The sequence below is a fragment of the Cryomorphaceae bacterium 1068 genome, assembly GCA_027214385.1.
Taxonomy (GTDB): Bacteria; Bacteroidota; Bacteroidia; order Flavobacteriales_D; family Cryomorphaceae; genus JAKVAV01.
Genome location: JAPVXR010000019.1, coordinates 13271 through 36066 on the forward strand (window position 1 = coordinate 13271; position 22796 = coordinate 36066).

Consider the following 22796-nt stretch of genomic DNA (forward strand, 5'->3'; position numbering starts at 1 on the left):
TCTGCTATATAATTGGATACTCTCTCCTAAACTCTTCAACTGACATGTCCTTGAGTTCAGCCGCTTTTTCAATATCAATGATCTCTTCCGATAAGGCCCTAAATAGCAGTTTATCAAAACGACTTGAGGCTTTTTTGCCGTAATAAGCCACAGGCTCATTCACCTTATAGCCTAATTGATCTAGCATAAAGAAGAACTGTCGATAATAGTTTTGGCTGATAACGCCCAACTCTTTAGCCCTATAAACTATTGCTTGCATTGAAACACCATATTCTTGTTTAAACGATGCCAACTCATGAAGTGATAGTTTAGTCCGTTGCTCACCAATTTCTTTAAGGAAGTTCCTTTTAGGGAACAACATAGCCCCTGCAAAATAATGACAATACCGTTCCACTTCTTTTTGCGGTAAATCAACAAAATCAAGCAATATGTGTCCAAGCTCATGCAAGGCAGTCCATCTCTTACGATCTTGTTTTTCATCCAGCTTATCCCTGTTTAATACTATCACAGGAAAGTCATCATTTGCAAAGGTTGAAAAACCATCGAGCTCTACACTTGATCTTATCTGTATCAGCTTAATGTTGTTGTCTTCGAGCATTTCGATGACATTGGGAATTGGAGATAGCCCAAGTTGCCATTTAGTCCTGAGTTCTTCGGCATAATCATCAATCTGATTGAGATTTGAGATTCTGTTGTCTATTTCAGGAGGGGTGAATACAGACTCAATCCCCAGAATAGATTCTAATTCAAGATATTTTGCCAATTCAATCTTTACCACTTCAACTATTCGTTCGGTTTCCCTAACAGAGTAGTTGTCGAGTTTCCGAAACTCAATTTTATTCAGTTGAATCGTTTCTGTCTCGAAAAAATATGAAGTAGAAACTTTCAAGGCCTTTGCCAATTCTGCCAACGTGTCAGTAGATGGCTGTGCTATAGCGTTCTCATATTTGCTGATTGCCTGCTTCGAAAGTTCAAATCCATTCCCTTCTAAAAGCTCTGATAGCTCACGCAAAGAAAGGGCTCGAAGCCTTCGAGCTGACTTAAGTTGTTCTGGTTGAAATGTTAATTCAGTCATTGACTTTTAGGTTCATATTGTCAACAGTCATACTCATGTGGCATATTATTTCCTGTAAATGGCACACTTCTGTCAATCCGTCACCTGTTAAAGGTGTTAATATACAAATTATTGCGTTTTGTCGAAAAAATAACAGAGTAGACAACCGTTAGGACGGAATGGCATCATAGTTGGAAAAATGTCAACCATGGGCTTATTTCATTTGATGGCAAGGTATCATTTAATCAGTTCATCGGCTATTTCTTCGGGTCGGAATTTCGAAGACTTAAACGTTTAAAACACAAATTAAGAACTATGTCAAAACGAAAAGAAATACATATAGTCCCCAACAAAGAAAGAGGGGGCTGGGATGCAAAGAAGAACAATGCAGAAAGAGCTTCTAAACACTTTGATAAAAAAGATGAAGCCATGCAATGGGGCAAGGAAAAAGCAAAACAGGATGGAGCTGAGTTGATTCCGCACAAACGAGATGGGAGAATTCAGAACCCGAATAGCTATGGAAATGACCCTAACCCGCCAAAAGATAAGAAGCATTGAGCACGCCAGTAAGTAGACCGTTTAAGATATTGTCCATCGATGGTGGTGGTATCAAAGGGCTGTACAGCGCAACATTGCTCGCAAGACTTGAAGAAAAGGCTGGCAAGAAGGCAGGCGAATGCTTTGATATGATTTGCGGGACATCAACCGGTGGCCTCATAGCCTTAGGAGTGGCATCTGGAAAACAGGCTGAAGACTTGGCCGAATTATATTCAGAACACGGGAAAAGCATTTTTCCCACAAATAATTATCGCTTTGTCAGGTTCTTTCAATCTAAACTTCAAAGCCTCAAGCAAACATTGTTTTGGGGGAAATATTCAGCCACACAATTAAGAATGCAGCTGACAAGCACATTCAAGGACAAAAAATTAGGTGAACTCGATAATCTGGTTTGTATTCCAAGCTTTAATTTAACTTCTGGAATGCCTCGTATTTTCAAGTTTCCGCATAAGGAAGGAGGGTTCTTTATGGACAAAGAAATTCCATTGGTTGATGCTGCCTTGGCAACTTCAGCTGCTCCAACATATTTACCAATACACGAATATAACGACACAATGTTTGTCGATGGTGGTGTCTGGGCAAATAACCCTTCACTGTGCGGATTGCTAGAGGCTCTGAAGTTTTTTGTAGGTGAAGAAAAGGAGTATACACATGTTGAAATACTTTCAATTGCTAGTATATCTCAAGCTAGCGGATGGGCAGCTAAATCACGCAAGAGAAGGTCATTTATCGGTTGGAAGTCGAGGCTTATCCAGACATCCATGGATGGGCAGGCCTTTTTCACTCATTTCTTTCTTCAAAATGCAATAAACAGAATTGATTCAAGAGCGAAGTATGTAAGGATAGAGTCCCCAAAGCTTTCAAGCGAACAAATGAAAGTCCTCGAAATGGATAGAGCTGACAAAAAAGCTTTGGCAACCCTTAAATCCTTGGGAAATCAAGATGGATTTACAAATGCAAACAAAGCTGAAGTAATGCACTTTTTTAACACATCAAAAACCTATAAAACTGTATAATATGTCAAATTGCCACAACCTTTTTCAAACCTTCAATGGTAACTTAAACATTAAGCCTGCCAAAAAAACAAACCTGATGACCTCAAGAGATACTCTCAGAGATAGAATCAGAACACATTTCAAAGAAAAACATAATAAGTACACTCCTTTTTTTAAAGGACAAGGTTCTTACTCTTTGGGTACTATGATTCGTACGAAAGATGACACTTGCGACTTAGATAATGGAGTATACTTTTTTCCTAAGCCAGGTGAAACAGGTACAACACTTCAAAAATGGGTTTGGGAGGCCGTTGAAAACGCTACATCGGTAAAACCCCAACACAGGCAAAGGTGCATTAGAGTTATTTACGCAAATGACTATCACATTGATTTACCGGTTTATTTTAAACTCAGCAAAACTGACGATAACGAAAAGCCACATTTAGCTGTTAAGAATAGTGAATGGGCCTTGAGTGACCCCAAAGAATTCAGTCTGTGGTTCAATGAAATAAAAGATGCCAATGGCCAACTTATTCGGATTGTTAGGTACCTTAAAGCATGGTGTGATAATAGATCGAACAAAATGCCAAATGGACTGACAATGACGGTCCTTGCAGCCCGATTAATTGAATACGACGACCGAGATGATGTTTGTTTGAGAAACACGATTAAAAAAATTGAATCCAACTTAAGAGCAAATTGGTCTTGCGTGATGCCAACAACCCCTAACGACGACTTACTTGCAAACTTTAGCGGAAGCAGAGAATACTTCTTGGACTCAATAAGATCACTCATTGAAGATGCTGATAAGGCGATTGAATCAGAAGAAAATCAACTTAGAGCAAGTAAACTTTGGAGAAAATACTTGGGGTCTTACTTCCCTGAAGGTGAAGATAGAAATGTGGATAAGCAAGAATCGATTTTGGTAGCAACGGCAGCCTCTATTCTGGCTGGAAAGGCAAAGCTCAACAATTCAGGTCAAATACAAGAAAACAGTGGGGTGAGCCATATGCCTCACAAAAATTATGGTGGAGAATGAGATTTAACCCTAAGAATAGAGTAAACCCTGTAGTAGTTGTTAGTAAACAAATGGCTCTGGTGAGAAGGCATTATGAGCATCTCAATTGCACTGTAAAAGGTTCAATACTGTATTGCTACGGGAGCTATAGACCAACCGAGGAATCAGATACTTACCAATATCGAATAAAATATAATCCTAGTTCAATCCCAGTTGTGCATGTAATAAGCCCAAAAATTGAATACAATGATGACATACACATGTACCCACAAGACAACTCATTATGTCTTTATCATAAGACAGATTTAGAATGGGACAGCACTACAAATTTACACGATACAATAATTCCTTGGACTCATGAATGGTTTGTTTTTTACGAATTGTACCTGTTAAAAGGAGAATGGCTTCACCCTTTTGTATCTCATGGAAAAGACCAAAAAATAGTTAGTCCTAAAAAATTGAATTGAGAGCTATGTAGGCGTCATCGATAAGCTGGTTTGAAGGCAGCAATTTTTTAATAAAACTAGCATATTGAGCTGTGTTTTTATTTAAGTGCATGTACGCAGAGCGATACGCACTTTCCCTAATTGAGCAATACGCGCTGTCTCTAAAAAATCCTTCTTCTTCTGCTGATCTTCCGATTGGTCAAAGCTGCAAAAGCACGGTTTGCAGCTTGTTTTCTTTCGATCTCCATTCTTTTTAAACGCCCTTGCTCCTCTACAACTACCTGCTTCCAGAAGATATATGATCGCTTGAAAAATTCGCAATTGATTACGTTTTCTATAAATGGTTTCCGAGAAAACTCGGCTATGTACATTTCAAATCCAAAGTTTGACCTTATGGGCAGTAAGCAATAGAGATTCTGTTTTATTTTCAAATGAGGATCATCGGCCAGTGTACCTCTTCCAAAATCCAGTATGACGGGAACTTCAGATTCGACCCAAGCCTTTGGAAAAACTTCCTCAGGAAAATCAGTACTGTAAATCCTTTCTTTCACTGTCATGGCATCTTTCATCCCTTTCAAAAATCTGGGGAAGTCTCTTTTAAGCCTTGTGCCATCTACTATCCAAACCATTCGCTTGTAAAAGGCCTCGCGTGATCGCTGTTCTTCTGGCTTGATGTAAGAGTGCTGAAACTCTAATACCAGGCCATCCTTAGCTCTAACATCGGCAATGTGCTTTTCTCCACTTTTTGGATCGGTGTGGATTTCCTCTTGCCATTCCTCCGGGAACTTATTCTTCCAGTTTCGGTGCCATTCGGTTTCGTTCTCCCACCAAGGATCGCAATTTCTCTTTCCCTTATGGGCCCAATGGTTGATTTTTACTTCGCCGCATTTGGCAATCAATTCTGAGCCGCAGCTAGGACAAAATCCCCTAGAGCCATTTGCTGCTTCGGTTTTTTCGCCATTGATAAGTGCGTATTTCATTGGGCTGAGCTTTTTATTATCCCGCTCACCTTCGAGTGGTTGTTGTTCTTGTTAGAGTTAAATTCAAATATACCGAACTATCCCCAAAACCCTACTTTTGCCGCATGAAACAGTTTGGTCTATTCGCGAGCCTTCTTCTATTGGGATCAACCCTTTTCGGGCAGGCAGGGGTGTACGACAGAGATTTTAAGCGGCCGCCGAGCATTGATTTGGATCATCTCGACTCGGTGAAGGAGGTGAGGATATCGGAGACTTGGGCGGGCGCGATGAGCCGCGAGCCAATCAAGAAGCCCGGTTTTTTGGATATAGTCGCTGTACTGGACACGGCACAGCGTCTGGTAAGCTTCGATCAATACAATCCAACTGCGAGTGAAGTAACCGATTCCTATCAGTTTTTATACGCAACCGATGGCAAGGTGCGCATCGAGCAAGTATACAGTTCCACGCCCAAGAGTCATCAATGGATTCTTCGCGATTCGCTGCTACAAGAAGTGAAATTGCTGAAAGGGACGAAGAAAAAACTCAAGGCCCATTGGATCTACACCTATCGGGACGATACGCTGATTACCTCCATCGTGAAGTACGATAAGAACGGGTATGTGAAGTACCAATACGATTATGAGTATTCCGAAGAGAATCAACTGACCCGCAAAACCATTGCCGAAAGGGGCAAACCCACCCGATGGCTGGAGGCTACCTACGATGATGAGGGAAACTTGGTGGGGTATAGAAATGATGATGACCGAAAGTCCCAATCGGGAAGTCAGGTAGCGATCGTGCGCGATTCTTCCGATCAGGTTTCTTTCGTGAGTTACCAAAGCAGGAGGGGAGAGAACCTCCGCTGGGAATATGAATACAACGAAGCTGAACTACTCGTCAAAGCAACTCTTATAAATGCTGAGGGGAAAGAAGAACGGTGCATAGAATACCTCTACGACACCGAAGGCAATGAGGTGCGGAAAACCATCATTGAGAAGAAAAAGGAAAAACAAAGGCGCGACCTGGAATACGATGAGAAGGGAAATGTGACCGCCGTGCGCTACTACCGCAGGTTTATGGGCAATTTGGATTTGACCTTTTACTATTTCTACACTTACGACGAGGCAGGCAGGCTGATCAAAAAAGACTACTGGAACAAAGACTACGGCCAGCGCAAACGGTGGGATTATGAGTATGTGTTGTATTGAGGTGGATTGTGCGATAGTTCGCTTGTCTTGCGCTACTCTCTTTTGAGCGTATCCCCCCCTTGCGAAACAAACAAGCTCATGACCACAAGCCCCGTAAAGAGAAAGAACTCTTTCAAGTTGGCTTTATCACCTCATCACGATCACGTTCTGTTTGTAGTTAATTCCAACCATTCTCGTTCAAAGTCAAGCCAATGGTTTGAGGTATAAGTCGCTACAAGAGCCTGAGAAATTTGGAGATCATTGTTTTTCGTTTACGGTGAAGGGAGGGTTGTGTGCTGGATTGCATCACAATAATGCAGAAATTCCTATTTTGTAATGTCTTAATGTATTGCGTATTCTTGATAGGATGAAAATCCGGCAATAGCTGGTATCAATCACGCTAACCAATTGTGAAAACCGAAATGCGATTCAACGTTGTCCTCACTTTATTGTCCTCACTTGTATTAGTCCAATCGATTTTTTCGCAGGATCCTATTTGGGATTGGGCCGAATCTAACAGCGGCTTCAGCAGTGAATATGCCAATGCGGTTTGTACCGATGCGAATGGATATGTGTATGTCACCGGAACTTTTTTAGGCGCTTCCACCACCATCGGAGACATTACCTTGTACAATACGGGGGAGGGAAGTTTGGATATTTTTATCGCCAAATACGATTCGTCGGGCGAAGTGATCTGGGCAATAAACGAGGGCGGAGCAGCTGCCGATTGGGCTTACGGCATTTGCACGGACCTTTCAGGAAATGTCTTTATCACGGGATATTTTCAAAGTCCTACTTTTTCCATTGGGACAACTGAGTTCAGCAATAACTCAACCTATAGCACGTGCTACGACATCTATATCGCAAAGTACGATTCTGACGGCAATTTTTTATGGGCCAAAAGCCCCGAAGGACAGGGTTGTGAGCAAGCGAAAAGCGTTGCCACCGACTCCCAAGGAAATGTTTATATGACAGGTTATTATTGGAATGGTGCCATCACTTTTGGCGACCTGACGTTGATTAATCAGGCGGGGAGTTTTGACGGTTTTATAACCAAGTATGACCCCGATGGAAATGAGGTTTGGGCCAAACGAATCGGAGGTCCATCTATTGATTTATGCGAAGATGTCTTTGTTGATGGACAGGACAATATCTTGGTAACCGGATCTTTCGAAAATGCCGCACAGTTTGGCGACAATACAATAGTAAGTCCCAACGAGTCCACCTACCAGGAAATCTTTGCGGCAAAATTTGATTCGGATGGTAATAACATCTGGGCACACTGCGCAGTTGTGCCTTTCTTCGGAAACTATGCTTCGGGAAATGGAATAGCATCAGACTCAGAAGGGAATGTATATATAACAGGTTACTTTCAATACTCGCTTGCATTCGGGGAGGATACCTTAGGTACCGCCCCAGGAACCAGAGCCATATTTTTGGCAAAATTCGATCCCGATGGCACCCCCTTATGGGGAAGAACTCCCGGAGGAACGGGCAATGACTACGGTGTTGATGTCTGTGTAGATGCGGATGACCACGTCTTTGTAGCCGGCTATTTCTCCAGTTCCTTCCTTAATTTCGGCGATTATCCTTTGATTAATTCAAATACAGGATACAATGAAATATACATAGCTGCTTACAATGCAAGTGGTGATGCCCTATGGGCAAATTCTATGGGAGGACAGGATCATGATTATGGAATGAACTTAGCCAGTGGATTGAATAACGACGTTTATTTGGCGGGCTACTTCGGGAGTTATTCCCTCGACTTTTCGGCTAACCCGGTGGTCAATTCCGGTAGCCATGATTTCTATCTGGCAAAATTGACTTATGATGCTGCGCTCAACGCGTCAAGCTTGGATGAGCCCAATGAAGTCGGTGTGTTTCCCAATCCTTTTTACAATACGGTTAACGTTCAGTCTGATGGCCCCACTGTCATTGAGATTTTTGATGTTTCGTCGAGAAAAGTTTTTGAACAACGGTTTATCAATACCTCTGCTTTTGATCTAAGGGAATTATCGAGTGGCGTTTATGTGTACAAGATAAACCGACGGGGAACGGTTTCTACTGGTAAATTGATCAAAGAGTAGTATTTAGGATAAGAACAAAGGCGCAGAACTATTATTAGCCCCTGCTTGCTAACGCTTTTTCAGATTAACGCCTTCTCCGTATCCATCCGCTGCGAAACAAACAAGCTCATCACTACAAACCCCGTAAACAGAAAAAACCCTTCGTTGAGTTTTGATTCGTTGGTGGTGAGGATAAATGACACTGCTTTTTTTGGTGACTGATATGTACCAAGGAATCGAACAAGATACTTCCTGTAATGTGCAGAGAATCGATTTGTCATCACTTGCCGCCTACCAAAGCGGAAAATGTTCTTTACTTCAACTTACCAAAACCGCATACCCCGAATCCAAGGCATCCCTATTTTTGAGGAATCCGTAGCGCTTTTCCCAGTTGCCCGACTCCAAGTCTTCGCGAAGTTTACTCAGCCCGCTTTCTGTTTCTTTTATTTTGGTGAAGGTGGAAATGGCCTGCCTTACTTCGGGTAGGAGATAGGCTTCGGGCCTTCGCCAGTAGGCATAGGCAAAACCATCGGTGCAGTCGTGGGGTATAGGCACGGGTATGCGCTTCATCGGGCCGAGGTGCTTTTCTATTTCCTCGAAAGAGGGAAAGATGGCCCGATCGATCGCGAGAATCTCGGGGAAGTAATCTTGGGCAAGCCAACACCCGGCATGGTGCGGATCCCAAGTCAAGAGGAGTTGCCGTCGCGAGACGCGCTTCATTTCCTCCAGTCCTTTTGCCATGTCTTTCCAGTGGTGGAGGGTGAGCATGGCCATAGAAAGGTCGAATTCATTAAGGCCGAAAGGGAGATCTTCTGCCGACGCCTGCACCACTGGAGCGGCACCTTCGGGGCGTTGAGCAATCATGGTGGCAGAAGGTTCCACGGCAGTAAGGTTACGTTGAGGTGGCTCATACGAACCCGCTCCTGCACCTATGTTGAGAATGGTTTTGGCATCGCCGATTTCTTTCCAAATGGTCGCTTCTATCCGCGGATCGGGTTTTCTCAGGTCGCTGTAATTGATGCCTATTCGGTCGTAGAGGGACATAGGGATGGTATTGGTAATTAAAGGTACTCCTTTACTTTTCATCCCGCCCGCCGAATGTACTTGCTTGGCTGCGTTAGAACGTTTCGCTCAGTTGCCATCCCGCGATACTTCCTTTTCTCCTTTCACCAAAAAGGGCAATCACAAAATCACCCAGTCGGGCGGAAAGCTAGATCTTCACTCGATTTTTAGCTATTACTTGCGTCCGATCCAAGGGGCAAGGCTGAATTCATTTACCCATTCAGACAAACGCAATGGATCGGAGCATTTTCTAGAAGATTTTGGCTTCATATTTGTTTTGATTGTACTAAAACATACAGCCATGAAGACTACAGCCCTTTTTATTGCCACACTATTTTTTGTTTCTATTGGCTTTAGCCAAGTTGATGAAATGGAGGCTTACGAAGCTTTTCAATTCAAGATCAACGAATTTCGCGAATTGGTGGAGACTAATGGGACCTTGATGGTCGATGCTGACAAAGAAACCGTGGGCATCCTCGCCGATGAGATCAGAAAGATGAGTAAGGAATTGAGCCAGGATGTAGGAGAGGTATTCAAGTGCTCGAATCCCGATTTCGGTAAAAAGCTGGCTATGTCGTATGCCTATGCGGGGGTCTCACCCGTGCTCAGCAATTTGTATTACAATCGAGCTTTTGTCAATGATGTTTGCCCCGAAGAGAAAAGCAGGTACAGCTATGACTTGGATCGGATCAGGCATTTGGCTTGGAGATATAAGGTATCTTCGGTTCAGGAGAAGAATGCCGAATTCTTATCTGAGATGTTGGAAACCGCGGCCATACTTTAAGCCGCGGGTCTCGATGAGTCGTGTATTCCAAAAGATCACCGTGCTGTCGATGAAGTGCAGTACAAATAGCATCAAGAGTCGAAAAGCGAATGGCATGGACTTACCGGAGGATAGATATAGAACCCATTAAACTCTGGCGAAGCGTAGGTTATGTTTCCCTGCGCTCATTTATTCGTCCTCTTGCCAACGCAATAAGCGAACTACTCAATCAGTAGGTAAAGACCGTTGGGCCTTCTTTGATTTTACCCATCACCACACTTTCTTCACCGAAGGTAACATGATCGGGAAGATCGGATTTATCGAGACCGTGTATCCTCATACAGTGCGGACAAGCAACGAGTTCACCACCTTCCTAAGCAACTTTATCTAAAAGTCCTCGGATGTTCTCTCCATCGAAAACGATGGTATCGGCTCCCGACCTAAGGAGCTTCACCCCATCTACGTTTAAGAAGACGGTTACTTCCATGTTATTTTTCAAAGCTTTTTCGGCAAAATGGAGTCCCATCATCGAGCCGTGTGCATTTACCGTGGCATCGCTGGTGAGATTGATCAATAAGTGCTTTGGAGTTTCTTCTACATTAACTTCTTTCTCAACATTCACGCATGATGTAGCCGCAAGGATGGTAAGGATTCCGAAGGCATAAATAATTCTGGTAAGTGTCATTTCAATTGACTTTTCAAGTTTCGTGGTACGAAGGTAAAAGTCTTGTTTCCGTTGAATGTAATTCAACTCACTTAGCAGCCGGGCCTCTGATGAAGTCGATTATCAATTGATTTCTATGAATATCCCTCTGCTACGGGGTATAAACCGTGTGCCATCTTCAAATCACAGCACTTCAATCAAATGAATATCAAAGATGAGCACGCTATTGGCAGGTATGCAGGGACGCGGGCTGCTGCCGTATGCCAATCCCGATGGTATAAGTAACTTACCACGGCCACCTTCTTTGAAAAAATGAATTCCATTTTTTTTGCTTTTTAACCCTTCCCTGAAACTGAGTTGTATCGGAGAATCTCAAACCTGCGAATAAGATATTCTCGTAGAACCGCAATCAATTTTAATCTGAGAAAGCCTATTCTTCTTTCGTCGCCACCCAAACGGAGAGGAAGTTTCTTTCAATGGCATGTGTAGACCCGTACAGTTTGCCATCCTCAAGGTAGAAGCTGGTATTATATGAGCCTGAGTTGTCGCCTGAAACCAAGGCTCCGTATATCCGGCCGGTTGAGGAATTTAGCTGACCGTTCTGAATTTTGACGCCTTCGCGGTAAAAGATGCCTTTAAATGTATTGTCATTTATCTTGCCGATTTCCATGATGGCAAATTGATTGTCGTCTGGAATGTGCGGTGTCATGTCCAGCTTCCACATACCGATAAGTTCCTGAGGATCGGCTTCTGTAGAGACGCCCTCAAAATTCAAATTCGAAATAGACAATAGTAGTAATGATGCGAATGAAATAATGGTTTTCATAATTATTGTTTTTTGGCAAACCTATGTCAGAAGGGGGCTTCACGCGATTCGTTTCGAGAATTGACACCTCTTGTCGTGTCACTTGACATGTCAAAAACAGAATTGAAACTATTGAGAAGACCTCAACTCACTTGGCAGAATGCCATAATGCTTTTTAACCGCGCGATTAAATGAAGACTTTGAGTTAAAGCCTACTTCCAAGGCCAAACTCAGCAAATCGTAATTCTTGGCTTCGGGTGCGTTCATCATTCTTTTGAATTCTTCAAGCCGGTATAAATTCAAAAAGTCTCTGAAACTTACCCCTTCGATCTCGCTCAAACTTTTGGTGATGAGATAGGATTTTATTCCGACTTTTTCGGCAAGTGAATTGAGCGAAAGCTCGGGATCTTTGAAGAGCTGCTCTCTCACCATTGCCTCTTTGATCGAATGCAATACACTTTCAAGCTGCGTTTTGTCCGAACCAGAGAGTTCAGATCGAAATAGAATGCCCGCTTGATTTCTGCGCTTGTACCCCTCAAAGCCTAGCCAATACGTTAGTATGGCCAGTCCTATGAAGTAGGGATAGTAGTAAAACTGCTCGAAGTGAAAATACCAAGGCAGGTCTTCGTAGGAACTGAGGTCAATAATGAGGATACCAAATATCAGCGTAAAGTATATGGCAAAAGAGAGGATGATTCTTTTGATCCATTCCGAATGGTCTTCTTTGACGTTGGGAAGGGATTTTTGGTAAGCCAGCAATCGCAGTGATTTGATGGAATAGACAACGATGATCGCACTGGCCACTAAATTCACCGTCGGCATGTTCATCCAGGCCACATATCCCCAGTACCCCAGCCAAGAGAGGCTTTCACGGGTTCCGTCCCAATAGAGGTTCTGAAGCCGAACGAATTCGCTAAATGCGATTTGGATCAGAAGCGGCAAAAAGTGTATCCAATCTTTTCGAGTGAGTTTTTTACCCGGCACTACGATGGATCGGGTATAAAAATACAAGAGAGGCCCGAATACCCAATTCACATCGATCATGAAGTAATACCAGGTATCGTAATAGCCTATTCCGAAAATTCTCAAGCACTGAATGAATAGGCGGTAAGAAAGCGCAAAAAGAATAAAGGATAAAATCTTGTTGGCGGTTTTATTCCGGCTGTCATTCCCCTTAATCAAGACTATCCCAAAGAAGATACCCTGAATGGCGCCAAGAGAATAAATGATGAGAAGAAATACCGAAGACAGTTCCACTTTTCAAATATAAGTCTCCATTTTTATCAGACACCCTTCAAAGTGGAAATTTAAGCGATGCTTGGGGCCAAGAGCATCATTCCGAATAAAGACGAGATCTTGTACCCCTTGTGTGATGGCCTGTGCGCTGGCGGAGGGGGTGGATTCAACGAACGGAGTGAGGTGAAGACGGGGGAGGGAAGGTCAGATACGAGATGTCAGATGTCAGTGAAGAATTATAAAAGGTGATGCTATTTTACTTGTGAGGTTGCGCCCTTTCTGCATCCGACGAAGCTTTTCAGCTCAGAGGAATGCATGGGCGTGGGTGGAAATCAGGAGTCAGTGTGCAGTGATCAATTATCAATTTTCAATGTGCAATTATCAGTGTGCAGTTATGAGTGAAAAGTGTTTTGGCTTTTAGCCATTAGCCATTAGCTTCGAGCTGATTCTCTCTAAGCAAAATTTCGATAGCCCTTCAGTCATAGACGTATTCATACCTATACTTTTCTCTGCCGCCACCTACGTTATAGCCTACATATTCGAAAGTGGCTTCTACGGGTCGGCCCTCTAAGTCGTAGAGTGTATGGCTTTTGATATTCAGCAATTCCAGTCCTTGATAGTAGTATACCGCCTTCGTCTTTGACAGGCCTGACAGATCCTCGTAATACTCATACCAAGGGATTTTGGAAGCAATGTCAGCATCGGCGATTACACTTTCAATATTCCCGTTTTCATCTCTCTCGTATCTTACCATCCCAACTTCCTCACTGTGTTGGTTAAAGAGGATTTGTTTTGAGAGCTCATTTTGATCGTCGTACTCAAAGTTCCAGTAATACGTCAATCCTATCAGTGCCATTCTGATCCGCTCGGCATCGAATTCACTCAAGTCATTCCGATCTACTTTGAGCTTTTTTGCTGCTTTAGTAAGATCATCGGTATCCAGTAATTCAACCCGTTGCGGATTTCCCTGTTCATTGAATTCATAGAGCGACATCTTAATAAGCTTACCTCTTTTCCAAACACAGTAGCGGCCATCGGTGTCCATACTATCTGTCTTCATAATGGCCACGCGAATTAACTTGTCTTTGCCTTTGAACTTTTCGTCGTAGGTCGTTCCATCCTCATTCGTACGGTATATCCACCGGTATTGAAACACTCCATCCGGATAGGATACCTCTTCCACTAAAAGAGAGTCCTTGACAAACCACTTATGATAAAGATCGCTCTCTCCTTTGAATAGGGAGGCTGTGAAGGTATCATCCGATTCATACTGAAAAACGGTCTTGTAGTAATGGAAATCTTCATCGGCGGGCTTGACTTTAACTTCGACCGGGCGAGATCTATCGTCAAAGCGAATGGTTGCATAGAGTTCTTCCTCTGATGTTCCGCTGTCAAAAATGCCGTGCATGACCATATCGGATTTATAGATGTTGACAATGGTATTCGGCGTAATGCCGTCATTTTTAAACGTCGGGATCGGTCTTCTGTCGTCATCGATCCAAAGGGTTTGGCTTTGGACCATCAGTGCAAATGAGAAGAATAAGCATGCGAAAAGAACTCCTTTCATGTCCCTTCAAAAATAGATGTTTGTATTCAAAGAAAGAAGCAGCGTGTGGCTAAACCAACGAGTAAGTCCTCATAACCTTTATCCCAAACCCGAAACCAATAAACTCAAAATCACCCATTCGGGTGAAAACCAGGTGTCGGGCATTGACCACTTTTGGAATCAGAATCAATAACCAAAAAATGTCATGAAAACCAATCATCTCGCCTCCATCGTTAAAACGGGTATCCTTGCCCTCAGCTGCACGGTCTTCCTTGCTTCGTGTACCAAAGAAACTCAAGAAGTGGTTGAACCGCTATACACCTTGGGTGATCCCAAAAGCCCTTCGCCCCAAGGTTCGCGCACCTTTGAAGTCAGTTCATTTGTTTTGGCAGGCGAAGAGCAGGCTAGTTCTTATCAGGAAATTGAATGGACGTTTATGAATAACGGTACGGTCATCGCAAGTTCGCCAAATCAAGAATGGCCGGGTACCTGGAATGTCGGCCAAATGGATGGTGTTCAAAAACTCTTTTTGAATTTTCCCGATGCTCCTCCGCTTATCAATGCGCTGTCAGGAATTTGGACCGTGGTGAGTCTTGACCTGAACAATCCCCAATTCATCAATGATGCGGGTGATACTCTTCAAATCATCCCAACGGGAGAGACAGTCATGTCACTTGAACTACAGGCCTTGAATGCCTTCTTACTGGATTCAGTCTTCGTTGTAGCTGATTTTGTCTATCAAGGCAATGATGTAACGAGCACTTTTAGCGATGTTTCCTTAGATTTCAAAGGGAACAATGTGGTGACCGCAGAACGTTTTGGTCAACAACGAGGCGGTCAGTGGATGACCAGTGAAACGCAGGATGGTATCGTGCTCACTATTCAATTTAATCCGCCTCCCGCACCCTTAACCGGTTTCAATGCTGCTTGGGATGTAGTGAGTTTTAGTGATACTGAAATTGTATTGGAAGACGTTGATGGTCCACCCGATACCGGAAGCTATTTGATCATCACAATGGAGAATTGATTGCCGTGAATAAAACAACCATAGTCTTTTGACTGAAAAGAAAGCCATTCCGTATGTTGGGATGGCTTTTTCTTTTTTTGGGAATGAATCCTTTCTTTGATCTGCGAGGTGTAGAGAGCAAAAAAATCACCTTGGCTACCCCAAGCCTTTTACTCGCCAAGTGTTTGCTTTTTTTTCGGTGCTCATGAAATCTTCGCCTAAGGCGGATAAGTTGCCTCCTTTCAGTCTTCCATTTATTCGGGAGCCAAGCTTCTTTCTGTTTGATCAATGCATTAAGATGACCAATGATGGAGTGGACAGTTCCCTCAACAAAAACAGGTTCTAAAAGATCTCAATCAGATTAAGAATGGGATTAAATCCGGTGACTCAAAAGATGAAACTCGATTAAGAATATCACAAGAATTAGTGATGCCTGTTTTTTAACAAAAATTAAATTACGTCGAAATAAAAGCTATATTGGACGATTAAATAGTTGTTCTGAGCGAAATAAATAAATCTAATTTCGCAAAAGGATAGTTAACCTTACTTAAATCATTAACCAAAAACCACAATTATGAAAAAGTATTTTACCAACACTTTTGCCTTTTGTGCAGCGATAATTTTATCGCTGGGCATGGTCTTAACCTCGCAAGCGCAATCCTGCACAAACACGATTCCATTCGGTTCGACATTAGCTTCGAGTATCGATGGCGAAACTGACACGCTATCGACCTGTATCTACTTCGGTGAACATCGGCCTGTAACAGCCGTGCCAATTGGTGCAAGTTATGAGTTTGCGATGCCTGATGGCGGTTATATTACCGTTAGAGAAGGCACCTTTGACGGTCCGGTTGTCGGGCAAGGCTCCGGATCAGCAAGCATATTCAGCGCTTCAGGAGCTGATCTTTTTGTACATGTGAATCCGGATGACGGCACTTGTGGAGAGTTAATCGGCACTTGTCAGGTACTTACTGCTCGTTGTCTGAATTGTGATGGGTGTTTTACACCTTTTCTCTTTGCGACAACAAGCTTAGCTAGCGGTGATAATTCATTGCTCACCATCAATACTTGTAACATAGCCCAAGAATACAATCAGGTTACGGACGTTCCGATATTTTCGGGCATTGAATTCACAACAACAGGCGATGCTTACATGACCGTTAGAGCGGGTAGTTTTGATGGAGCGGTTTTAGGGGAAGGATTCTCGCCATTGACCGTTTTCAGCGGATTCGATTCGGAGTTGTATGTGCACTATACCGCAGATGATGCTTGTACTTTTTCCAGTTCCACCTGTCTCGTAACTACAGTGCAATGCACCACTTGCCCTTTCCCTGATCCAATGGATGGTAACTGCTACAATACCAGTTCTTTTGGAGGTGCTGATCTTAGTGCCGGAACCAACGAAAGCACTTCCCTATCAAGTTGTGCATTTTCAACAGAGTATTCAGAAGTAACCGGAGTTCCCGCAGGTGAAAACATTGTGTTTACACTTGAAGAACCAGGCTATATTACGGTCAGAGAAGGAACTCCTAACGGTCCGGTAGTTGCCCAAGGTTTTTCACCGGTAACCGTTGCTGCATTTGCTGTAACTGGAGCGAACTTATACGCTCATTGGACATCTGATCAGTTTTGCACTCAGGGAGCTGAGTGCTTCGATGCCACAGTGCAGTGTACTACTTGCCCCTCTTGCCCTGATGGAAGCTTTATCGGTCAGGCCTGTGACGACGGCAATCCGCTTACTACAGGTTCTACAATCCAAGCTGACTGCTCTTGTGGTGGTGGTGGATTAATTCCGGAGAACGACACTTGCGAAGGAGTATCAACACTTCTTGACTGTGGTGAGTCGGTGAGTGGATCGACTGACTTTGCGCTTCCCGCTACAAACGTACCATCAGGATGCGGAGACTTTTTATCGGATACACAAGATGTTTGGTATGCATTCCAAGCAAATGGTTCGGATAATTATGTAGTGACTTTGGAAACAGAAGCTACTTTTGATGGAGTGCTTTACGCTTACTCAGGTCTTTGCGGCACACAAACTGAAATTGCGTGTTCAGATGCTATTGGGGGAGGTCTTACCGAAACCGTTGAGCTGAATGGATTATCAGCCGGCATCTACTACATTCAATTGTATGACTACTTTCAAACAGGTGATTATACTGTCAGCCTGGATTGTGTTTCCAGTTGTGTGAATCCTTTCCCAACGGTTAATGAAGCGAGCTTATCTACAGTATTTACGGGATCAGCGTTTGCTACTTCTTGGGATCCGGTACCTAATCAGATCGGATGCCAAATACAGGTAAGATTTGCCGGTGGATCGATTTTAGGTGCACAGATCGTTGGAGGTGCTTCAGCAGGGTCATTTAACATTCCCGGAAGTGTTCTTAACGCTGGAACCGACTACGAGTGGAGAGTGAGATGTGGATGCTCTCAGGTTCCATTAGTTGCCGGTGCTTTCAGCTCTTGGCAGCCATTTTCTACTCCGGGCGGCGCGACAATTGCATCGCAACCTAATCCTACGGGAGGACTTTCTAATGTAACATTCAGTGTAAGCGCGGAAGGATACACTACTCTGGAAGTCTTCGATATGAGCGGAAGAATGATTGATGCAGTCTTTACAGGGAATGCACAACCAAACAATGACTATCGTTTTGACTTTGATGGTTCTAGTCTACCTAATGGTGTTTACACTTACAGGTTAACTACCGGATCGGAAGTAGTGATTGATAAATTCATTATTGCCAAGTAAAATTTTAGATTCATATTTTCATAACAATGAAAGGCCGACTCCTATTTGAGTCGGCCTTTTTCTATTAGACTGTTCGAAAGCCGATACGAGATTGTTTCCTGAACTAAGCCAAGCCCAATGCTTAACTTTATTTTGATCAGGCGGCATAAGAAGGCAGAAGTGCGTGAATGAAACAGTACTATTCCTTTAGAAACAACTACTGATTGTACAGGGCAAAGGGTAGGCCGGAGGAGCTTTAAATCTAAAAGAGTAGGGGCAGGCAACCTTAACACATCACCGGTATTGGCCTCGCCATGATTTCTTATTTCCGGTGCCCACAAAATGTATTCTGATTAGCCGAATAACGTGCCAAATAAAAACCGCCTCAACAAAGCCGAGACGGTTTAAATTCAGTCAAAAATAAACTTCATTCCTTTATCTTCTTAGCCTTTACCGGTTGTTTAAAAAACTTAGGCTTCACCATCTCTTCATTTCCGAGGTAGGTCCAATGAATTTCGTTTGCATATTCCCGAATAATCGCATTGATATCTTCGAGCGAAGTATCCAGTACTCGCTGGGTGAATTTGTCCATGTTTTCCCAACTTCCCTGAATTTCACTAATGCCAAGAGATAGACTAATTGAAGCATTTGTTTCTTGTCCCATGTAGTAATTGGTCAAAAAGGACTGCTTGGTACCTTCCAATTCTTTCTCTTCATAACCGGAGGTCTTCACGTCATTGATTAGATCAATCATAACGTCTATGCTTTGCTCAGGATCAGTAGTCGAGATATAAATACGATTCATTGGCCTGGCAATGTAACCGGTGGTACCGGCCGATGGTGCGTATGACAAACTTCTTTTGGTTCTCAATTCCTCAAAGAATCTATTTCCCAAAATACGCATTGCAAGGGCATTGTGGACAGATTCTTCCGTACCCTTTTTAGGTGCGCTTAAGAATCCTGTAATGTAATTGGTTTCTATGTTTCGATCCTCAATATTAAGTCCGGCTTCAACTCCATCTTCGGCTACAAACCAGTTGGCGGATCTTCCTTCGGTTAACTCGGAAATATTTGACCTTGTGAAGTATGCACTTAATCTTTTCGTATTAACATCCCCAACAAGTACCATGAAAATATTGTTTTTCGCAAGGCGAGACTGATGGTATCTTTTTACCACATCGAGAGTTAAATTCTTTATTGATTCTTCAGTACCGGTAGGTTTTTTCTCGTAATCAGTACCTTTCCACGTGCTCGCCATAGCCATACTCATAAGACGCGCATCGGGATTTGTTTTGGACTGGCGTACATCATTCAGCATTCTATTCTTAATGAGATTAAAGTCTTCTTGACGCAGCGCAGGGTCTGCGATTGCTTTCAAGTAAATATCTACGGCATCATTGAAATTCTCTTTTATAGAACTCAGAGCAATGTTTCCATAGTCATACCCGGTGCTGGAAGAAATCTTTGCACCAAGCATCTCTAGCCTCTGCTGATACTCCATCTTCGACATACCGGCCGGGCCTCCTTCGGCAATCATGGATAGAAGTAACTCTTCTACACCTTGATATTCCATGCTGTAATTGTTCACCCCTCCTTTTATAAAGGTGCGCATACTGACGGTTCCTTTGACAGAAGACCTGTGTATCATTTGTATTCCTTCAATTTCAGTGGTATTCGTAGTCGGGTTTGTCTGAGCCAAGAGGCCTTGGAGAGCGAAGAAGGAAAAGAAGAGTACTAGTATTTTACTTTTCATTTTGAATTTAGGTGTGTAGAATGAGTTCTTCCGTTTCTGACTGATATAGTTTAAGGAGACTGATCATCGGCTCACACAGTTAAATCGTGCAATTTCGATTTCCTTTAACTAGGTCTTTAGCCTTTTAAATGTCTTTTTTTCTCCTAAAACGGCGGTCGTTGGTCAGAAACAGTAGAGTTGTACTTCAATAGTAGCACTTTTCTGCAGATGATACAAGCAAAGGTTTTAAAAGAACCTGTGCCATTGTTCAATCACTTCAATCCAGAATATATAGCCTCATACTTGCAACTTTTAACCGATGATCAGTTACTCAGCCAATTGCAGTTCGCCAAAACACGACGCTTCAAAGGTTGGCGCGACTTATCAGCCGATGATCAAAAGCACAGTTGGTACTCGATACGCCGCACAGGTGAATAGCGCTCTTAGTATGTCGTAAACCGCTGCACCCGCTGTCGGTCATTTCCCGATAAGGAGAGGATGTACATGCCCTTTGCGCCACTTTCCAATTGGAGATCGAAAATATCACTTCCGGGAGTCAGTATGGTCTGATAAACCAACCTTCCCGTTAAGTCGTGAACCTGTAGGGTACTCATTTCGGAAAGGTCGTCTAGCTCTATCGTGAACTGTCCGTTGTTCGGGTTGGGATAGAGCTTGATTCCATTCTCCTTAGAGGCCAACTCGTCTGTAGATAAGGTGTTGCTGAAAAAAGCGTCGAATGTCACCACAGCTGTGCTGGGTTCAAATCCCGGTTGACAAGGGGTGAAAAGCTCAATCTTTACATCTTCGTAGTTGAGCTCAGGACTACCAACCGTTTGCGAGATGGTCACGTCAACCCCTTCCAAACAGGTATTTCCTGCAATCACTCCTGTGGTCACTCCATCGGTAACGTTGATCGGGGTTCCTGCCAACTGCACTTGCAATCCATTCAAGTTGCTTTCCAAAGGAACGTAAACAAAGTACTCACGATCGAAATCACTCTCGTTGCAAATGTCTACCTCGAAAGTAGAGGTTTCCCCATCGGGAATGTCTTCTATCGTCAGGTTAATTGTTCCGCTTTCGCTAAAAGAGATGTCGGGATTGTCGATCTGATAGCCCCCTTCATAAGGACAGCTCGTAGAACTCTCGGATTCGACCAAATCAAAAATCGGTGTACCAAAAGTCAGATCTTGGTAAATATTCACAGAGAATACATCACCGTCTTGATTTCCGGTACCCGAATCATCATCGTTAAAGGTGTAGCTGATCTCCGTTGAGTGCACATTGCTTGAGGTCGATGTACTGCCCTTGGTGGTCTTGGATCGTACTTGTGAACCAAGAGAACCTCCTGAGCCGGAAACATAAACACCGGCCTCAATAGCAGCGCTTTCTTCTATGTACATATTGTATTCTATCTCTTGCATTTCAGCGGTAGTCGTGGTAATCGAGTTGGTCGTGGAGCTTCCCGCTAAAAATTGCGCAGTAGCAGGAACTTGCTCTGCAAAAGCTGCATCCTTTATGTCAGCGTTCATTTGAATGTTTTCTTGCCACACTTCCAACTGATCGGCTACCAGTCGGTATTCATCTGAATCGGGATCGAGGGACGCTAAATTCTCTTCCAAATCAGGAATAATGCTACCCGTTATGTAGCCTTCGGGGTAGATAAAGAACCCATTCGAACTAACAGGTAAAAACGCCAGGCTATTGTCTTCAATCACCTCGCAATTTCCATTCATTGAGATGGTTTTGAACACGCCATAGGCGTATGTGATGGCAGACCCTATGTATAGGTCTCCTGAGTTCTCTTGAAGGATAGGGTCGTCGATGCTCGTGGAATAAGTGTTCTCTACCCTTACGCAAAGTTTTGACTCGTCGACGGTGGTTTCCGTAAAGCCCATTTCCAAACCCGCGGAAACCTCTACAAAGGTTTCTACCTCAGTTGTGACGAGAAAACCTACTTCTCCACTCACCCCGAGCTTGGCCGATCCCCACACCGAATTCGATTCATCTTTTGATAGGGATATAGAATGACCATGACAGGTCTCATCTCCCTGAAGTAATTCCGTGAAGCTCCCATCGCCGGGAGGGTCGCGTAAAATAATTTGAGGCACCGCCGGGGCTGTGGTGGTCCATTCAGGATCATTCAAAATACCTTCTCCCTCCACAAACATCCAGGTGGCAGCTGCATAGGCAGGATCACCGGTTTCGTTATTAAAGAAAATGATTTCCAATCCTGCGCTCAAGTCGCCGTCAATGATGGCGGGGCCTGAATTGAAAGTAAAAGATCCAAAGATTCTTGAAGAGCCGAGTCCTCCGGTACCTGGATCGCCTGGCTCTTGCTCCGAGAGATTTACCAAGAACGCTTCACCCCTCCAGTTCACTTGAATGACGTTATCAAATGGATTCGAATACGGATTAGGCGCCGGTCCAAACCACGGTTCATGCACAAAATTAAAACTAAGGTCTATTTCGATGTCTGTATTTGCGGGTATTTGGTTCCATTTCTGTGAATTTTGACTCACCTCATCTCTCCAAGTCTGAGGTATACTTTCCGCATCAAACATTTCGAAACTACAGCCGCTCGTTACAGCATTAGGAAACTCTACGCAAAGCGAAGCTAAATCGGCATCGAAGAGTTCAACAGGGGTATAATCGAAATTCGAATCGCAATACTCAAAAGATTGCGCATTGGCCGGGCTAAGTCCAACGAGGGTGGATAAACCGATGATGAGTAAGTAGAAATGAGCTTTCATAGATATTGATTTGGATTGAAGAATAATGCTCTGATAAATATATGGTGGTCGCCTGCCCATTACAAGTTTTATGGGGGGGACAAAAGGCGGACAATTCAATTAGGGCCTTGTAAAATATTGATAACTAGAAATATGTAATCGGGTTTTTATGACCTCAGCTAATGCCTAAAGGACTAATCCAAGAAGATTTGAGTTACTTTTTTCCGAAAAGAAAAGGA

At 43.4% G+C, this 22796-nt stretch carries 17 protein-coding genes and 2 pseudogenes; 8 read left to right on the plus strand and 11 right to left on the minus strand.

Features of this window, described 5'->3' with window-relative positions; all coding sequences use genetic code 11:
• Window positions 1-4: 4 nt before the first annotated feature.
• Complete coding sequence (locus O3Q51_17070) at window positions 5-1075, minus strand: XRE family transcriptional regulator (GenBank protein ID MCZ4410532.1); 1071 nt, start codon at window positions 1073-1075, stop codon at window positions 5-7.
• A 294-nt stretch (window positions 1076-1369) separates the two neighbouring features.
• Here O3Q51_17070 and O3Q51_17075 point away from each other — a divergent pair, with 294 nt between their 5' ends.
• From O3Q51_17075 to O3Q51_17085, 3 genes are read left to right on the plus strand one after another with little or no spacing between them, the layout of a single operon-like run.
• A complete protein-coding gene (locus O3Q51_17075) occupies window positions 1370-1612 on the plus strand; it encodes a DUF2188 domain-containing protein (protein ID MCZ4410533.1) in 243 nt (80 codons plus the stop codon).
• Window positions 1609-2628, plus strand: coding sequence for a CBASS cGAMP-activated phospholipase (locus tag O3Q51_17080; protein MCZ4410534.1), 1020 nt, complete (start codon window positions 1609-1611; stop codon window positions 2626-2628). Before O3Q51_17075 ends, O3Q51_17080 begins: the two co-directional genes overlap by 4 nt.
• A 1-nt stretch (window position 2629) precedes the next feature.
• Window positions 2630-3646 carry a CBASS cGAMP synthase gene (locus O3Q51_17085; GenBank protein MCZ4410535.1) on the plus strand — a complete coding sequence of 339 codons (1017 nt, stop codon included), beginning with the start codon at window positions 2630-2632 and terminating at the stop codon, window positions 3644-3646.
• A 586-nt stretch (window positions 3647-4232) separates the two neighbouring features.
• Here O3Q51_17085 and O3Q51_17090 read toward each other — a convergent pair.
• On the minus strand, window positions 4233-5051 hold the full coding sequence (locus tag O3Q51_17090) for a competence protein CoiA family protein (GenBank protein MCZ4410536.1): 819 nt from the start codon (window positions 5049-5051) through the stop codon (window positions 4233-4235).
• Window positions 5052-5155: 104 nt separating this feature from the next.
• Between O3Q51_17090 and O3Q51_17095 the strand changes: the two genes are divergently transcribed.
• Together O3Q51_17095 and O3Q51_17100 are read left to right on the plus strand one after the other, a co-directional pair.
• Window positions 5156-6238 carry a hypothetical protein gene (locus tag O3Q51_17095; GenBank protein MCZ4410537.1) on the plus strand — a complete coding sequence of 361 codons (1083 nt, stop codon included), beginning with the start codon at window positions 5156-5158 and terminating at the stop codon, window positions 6236-6238.
• 401 nt (window positions 6239-6639) lie between these two features.
• Window positions 6640-8307: a T9SS type A sorting domain-containing protein gene (locus O3Q51_17100; GenBank protein MCZ4410538.1), complete on the plus strand. Its 1668-nt coding sequence runs from the start codon at window positions 6640-6642 to the stop codon at window positions 8305-8307.
• 297 nt (window positions 8308-8604) lie between these two features.
• Here the strand turns inward: O3Q51_17100 and O3Q51_17105 are convergent, their stop codons facing one another.
• Window positions 8605-9330: a class I SAM-dependent methyltransferase gene (locus tag O3Q51_17105; GenBank protein ID MCZ4410539.1), complete on the minus strand. Its 726-nt coding sequence runs from the start codon at window positions 9328-9330 to the stop codon at window positions 8605-8607.
• 319 nt (window positions 9331-9649) lie between these two features.
• Between O3Q51_17105 and O3Q51_17110 the strand changes: the two genes are divergently transcribed.
• Window positions 9650-10132: a hypothetical protein gene (locus O3Q51_17110; protein MCZ4410540.1), complete on the plus strand. Its 483-nt coding sequence runs from the start codon at window positions 9650-9652 to the stop codon at window positions 10130-10132.
• 28 nt (window positions 10133-10160) lie between these two features.
• On the opposite strand, the pseudogene O3Q51_17115 reads toward O3Q51_17110, so the two are convergent.
• From O3Q51_17115 to O3Q51_17140, 6 genes and pseudogenes are all read right to left on the minus strand, one after another.
• Window positions 10161-10223: pseudogene (locus O3Q51_17115) on the minus strand (hypothetical protein).
• Between the two features lie 261 nt (window positions 10224-10484).
• The gene (locus tag O3Q51_17120) at window positions 10485-10796 is read right to left on the minus strand and encodes a hypothetical protein (protein ID MCZ4410541.1); all 312 of its coding nucleotides are present in this window, start codon (window positions 10794-10796) and stop codon (window positions 10485-10487) included.
• A 162-nt stretch (window positions 10797-10958) separates the two neighbouring features.
• Window positions 10959-11096 (minus strand): annotated as a pseudogene (locus tag O3Q51_17125) (FKBP-type peptidyl-prolyl cis-trans isomerase).
• Window positions 11097-11205: 109 nt separating this feature from the next.
• Window positions 11206-11601, minus strand: coding sequence for a hypothetical protein (locus O3Q51_17130; protein ID MCZ4410542.1), 396 nt, complete (start codon window positions 11599-11601; stop codon window positions 11206-11208).
• 108 nt (window positions 11602-11709) lie between these two features.
• Window positions 11710-12837 carry a helix-turn-helix domain-containing protein gene (locus tag O3Q51_17135; GenBank protein ID MCZ4410543.1) on the minus strand — a complete coding sequence of 376 codons (1128 nt, stop codon included), beginning with the start codon at window positions 12835-12837 and terminating at the stop codon, window positions 11710-11712.
• A gap of 454 nt (window positions 12838-13291) precedes the next feature.
• Window positions 13292-14383 (minus strand): hypothetical protein, encoded by a 1092-nt coding sequence (locus O3Q51_17140; protein ID MCZ4410544.1) that lies wholly within the window; start codon window positions 14381-14383, stop codon window positions 13292-13294.
• A gap of 184 nt (window positions 14384-14567) precedes the next feature.
• Here O3Q51_17140 and O3Q51_17145 point away from each other — a divergent pair, with 184 nt between their 5' ends.
• Window positions 14568-15389: a hypothetical protein gene (locus tag O3Q51_17145; GenBank protein MCZ4410545.1), complete on the plus strand. Its 822-nt coding sequence runs from the start codon at window positions 14568-14570 to the stop codon at window positions 15387-15389.
• A gap of 553 nt (window positions 15390-15942) precedes the next feature.
• Window positions 15943-18117 carry a T9SS type A sorting domain-containing protein gene (locus O3Q51_17150; GenBank protein MCZ4410546.1) on the plus strand — a complete coding sequence of 725 codons (2175 nt, stop codon included), beginning with the start codon at window positions 15943-15945 and terminating at the stop codon, window positions 18115-18117.
• Window positions 18118-18523: 406 nt separating this feature from the next.
• Here the strand turns inward: O3Q51_17150 and O3Q51_17155 are convergent, their stop codons facing one another.
• Entirely contained in the window at window positions 18524-19849 is a 1326-nt protein-coding gene (locus O3Q51_17155) for a pitrilysin family protein (protein MCZ4410547.1), read from the minus strand.
• A 422-nt stretch (window positions 19850-20271) separates the two neighbouring features.
• Window positions 20272-22578, minus strand: a complete 2307-nt coding sequence (locus O3Q51_17160) for a T9SS type A sorting domain-containing protein (protein MCZ4410548.1) — start codon at window positions 22576-22578, stop codon at window positions 20272-20274.
• Window positions 22579-22796: the final 218 nt, after the last annotated feature.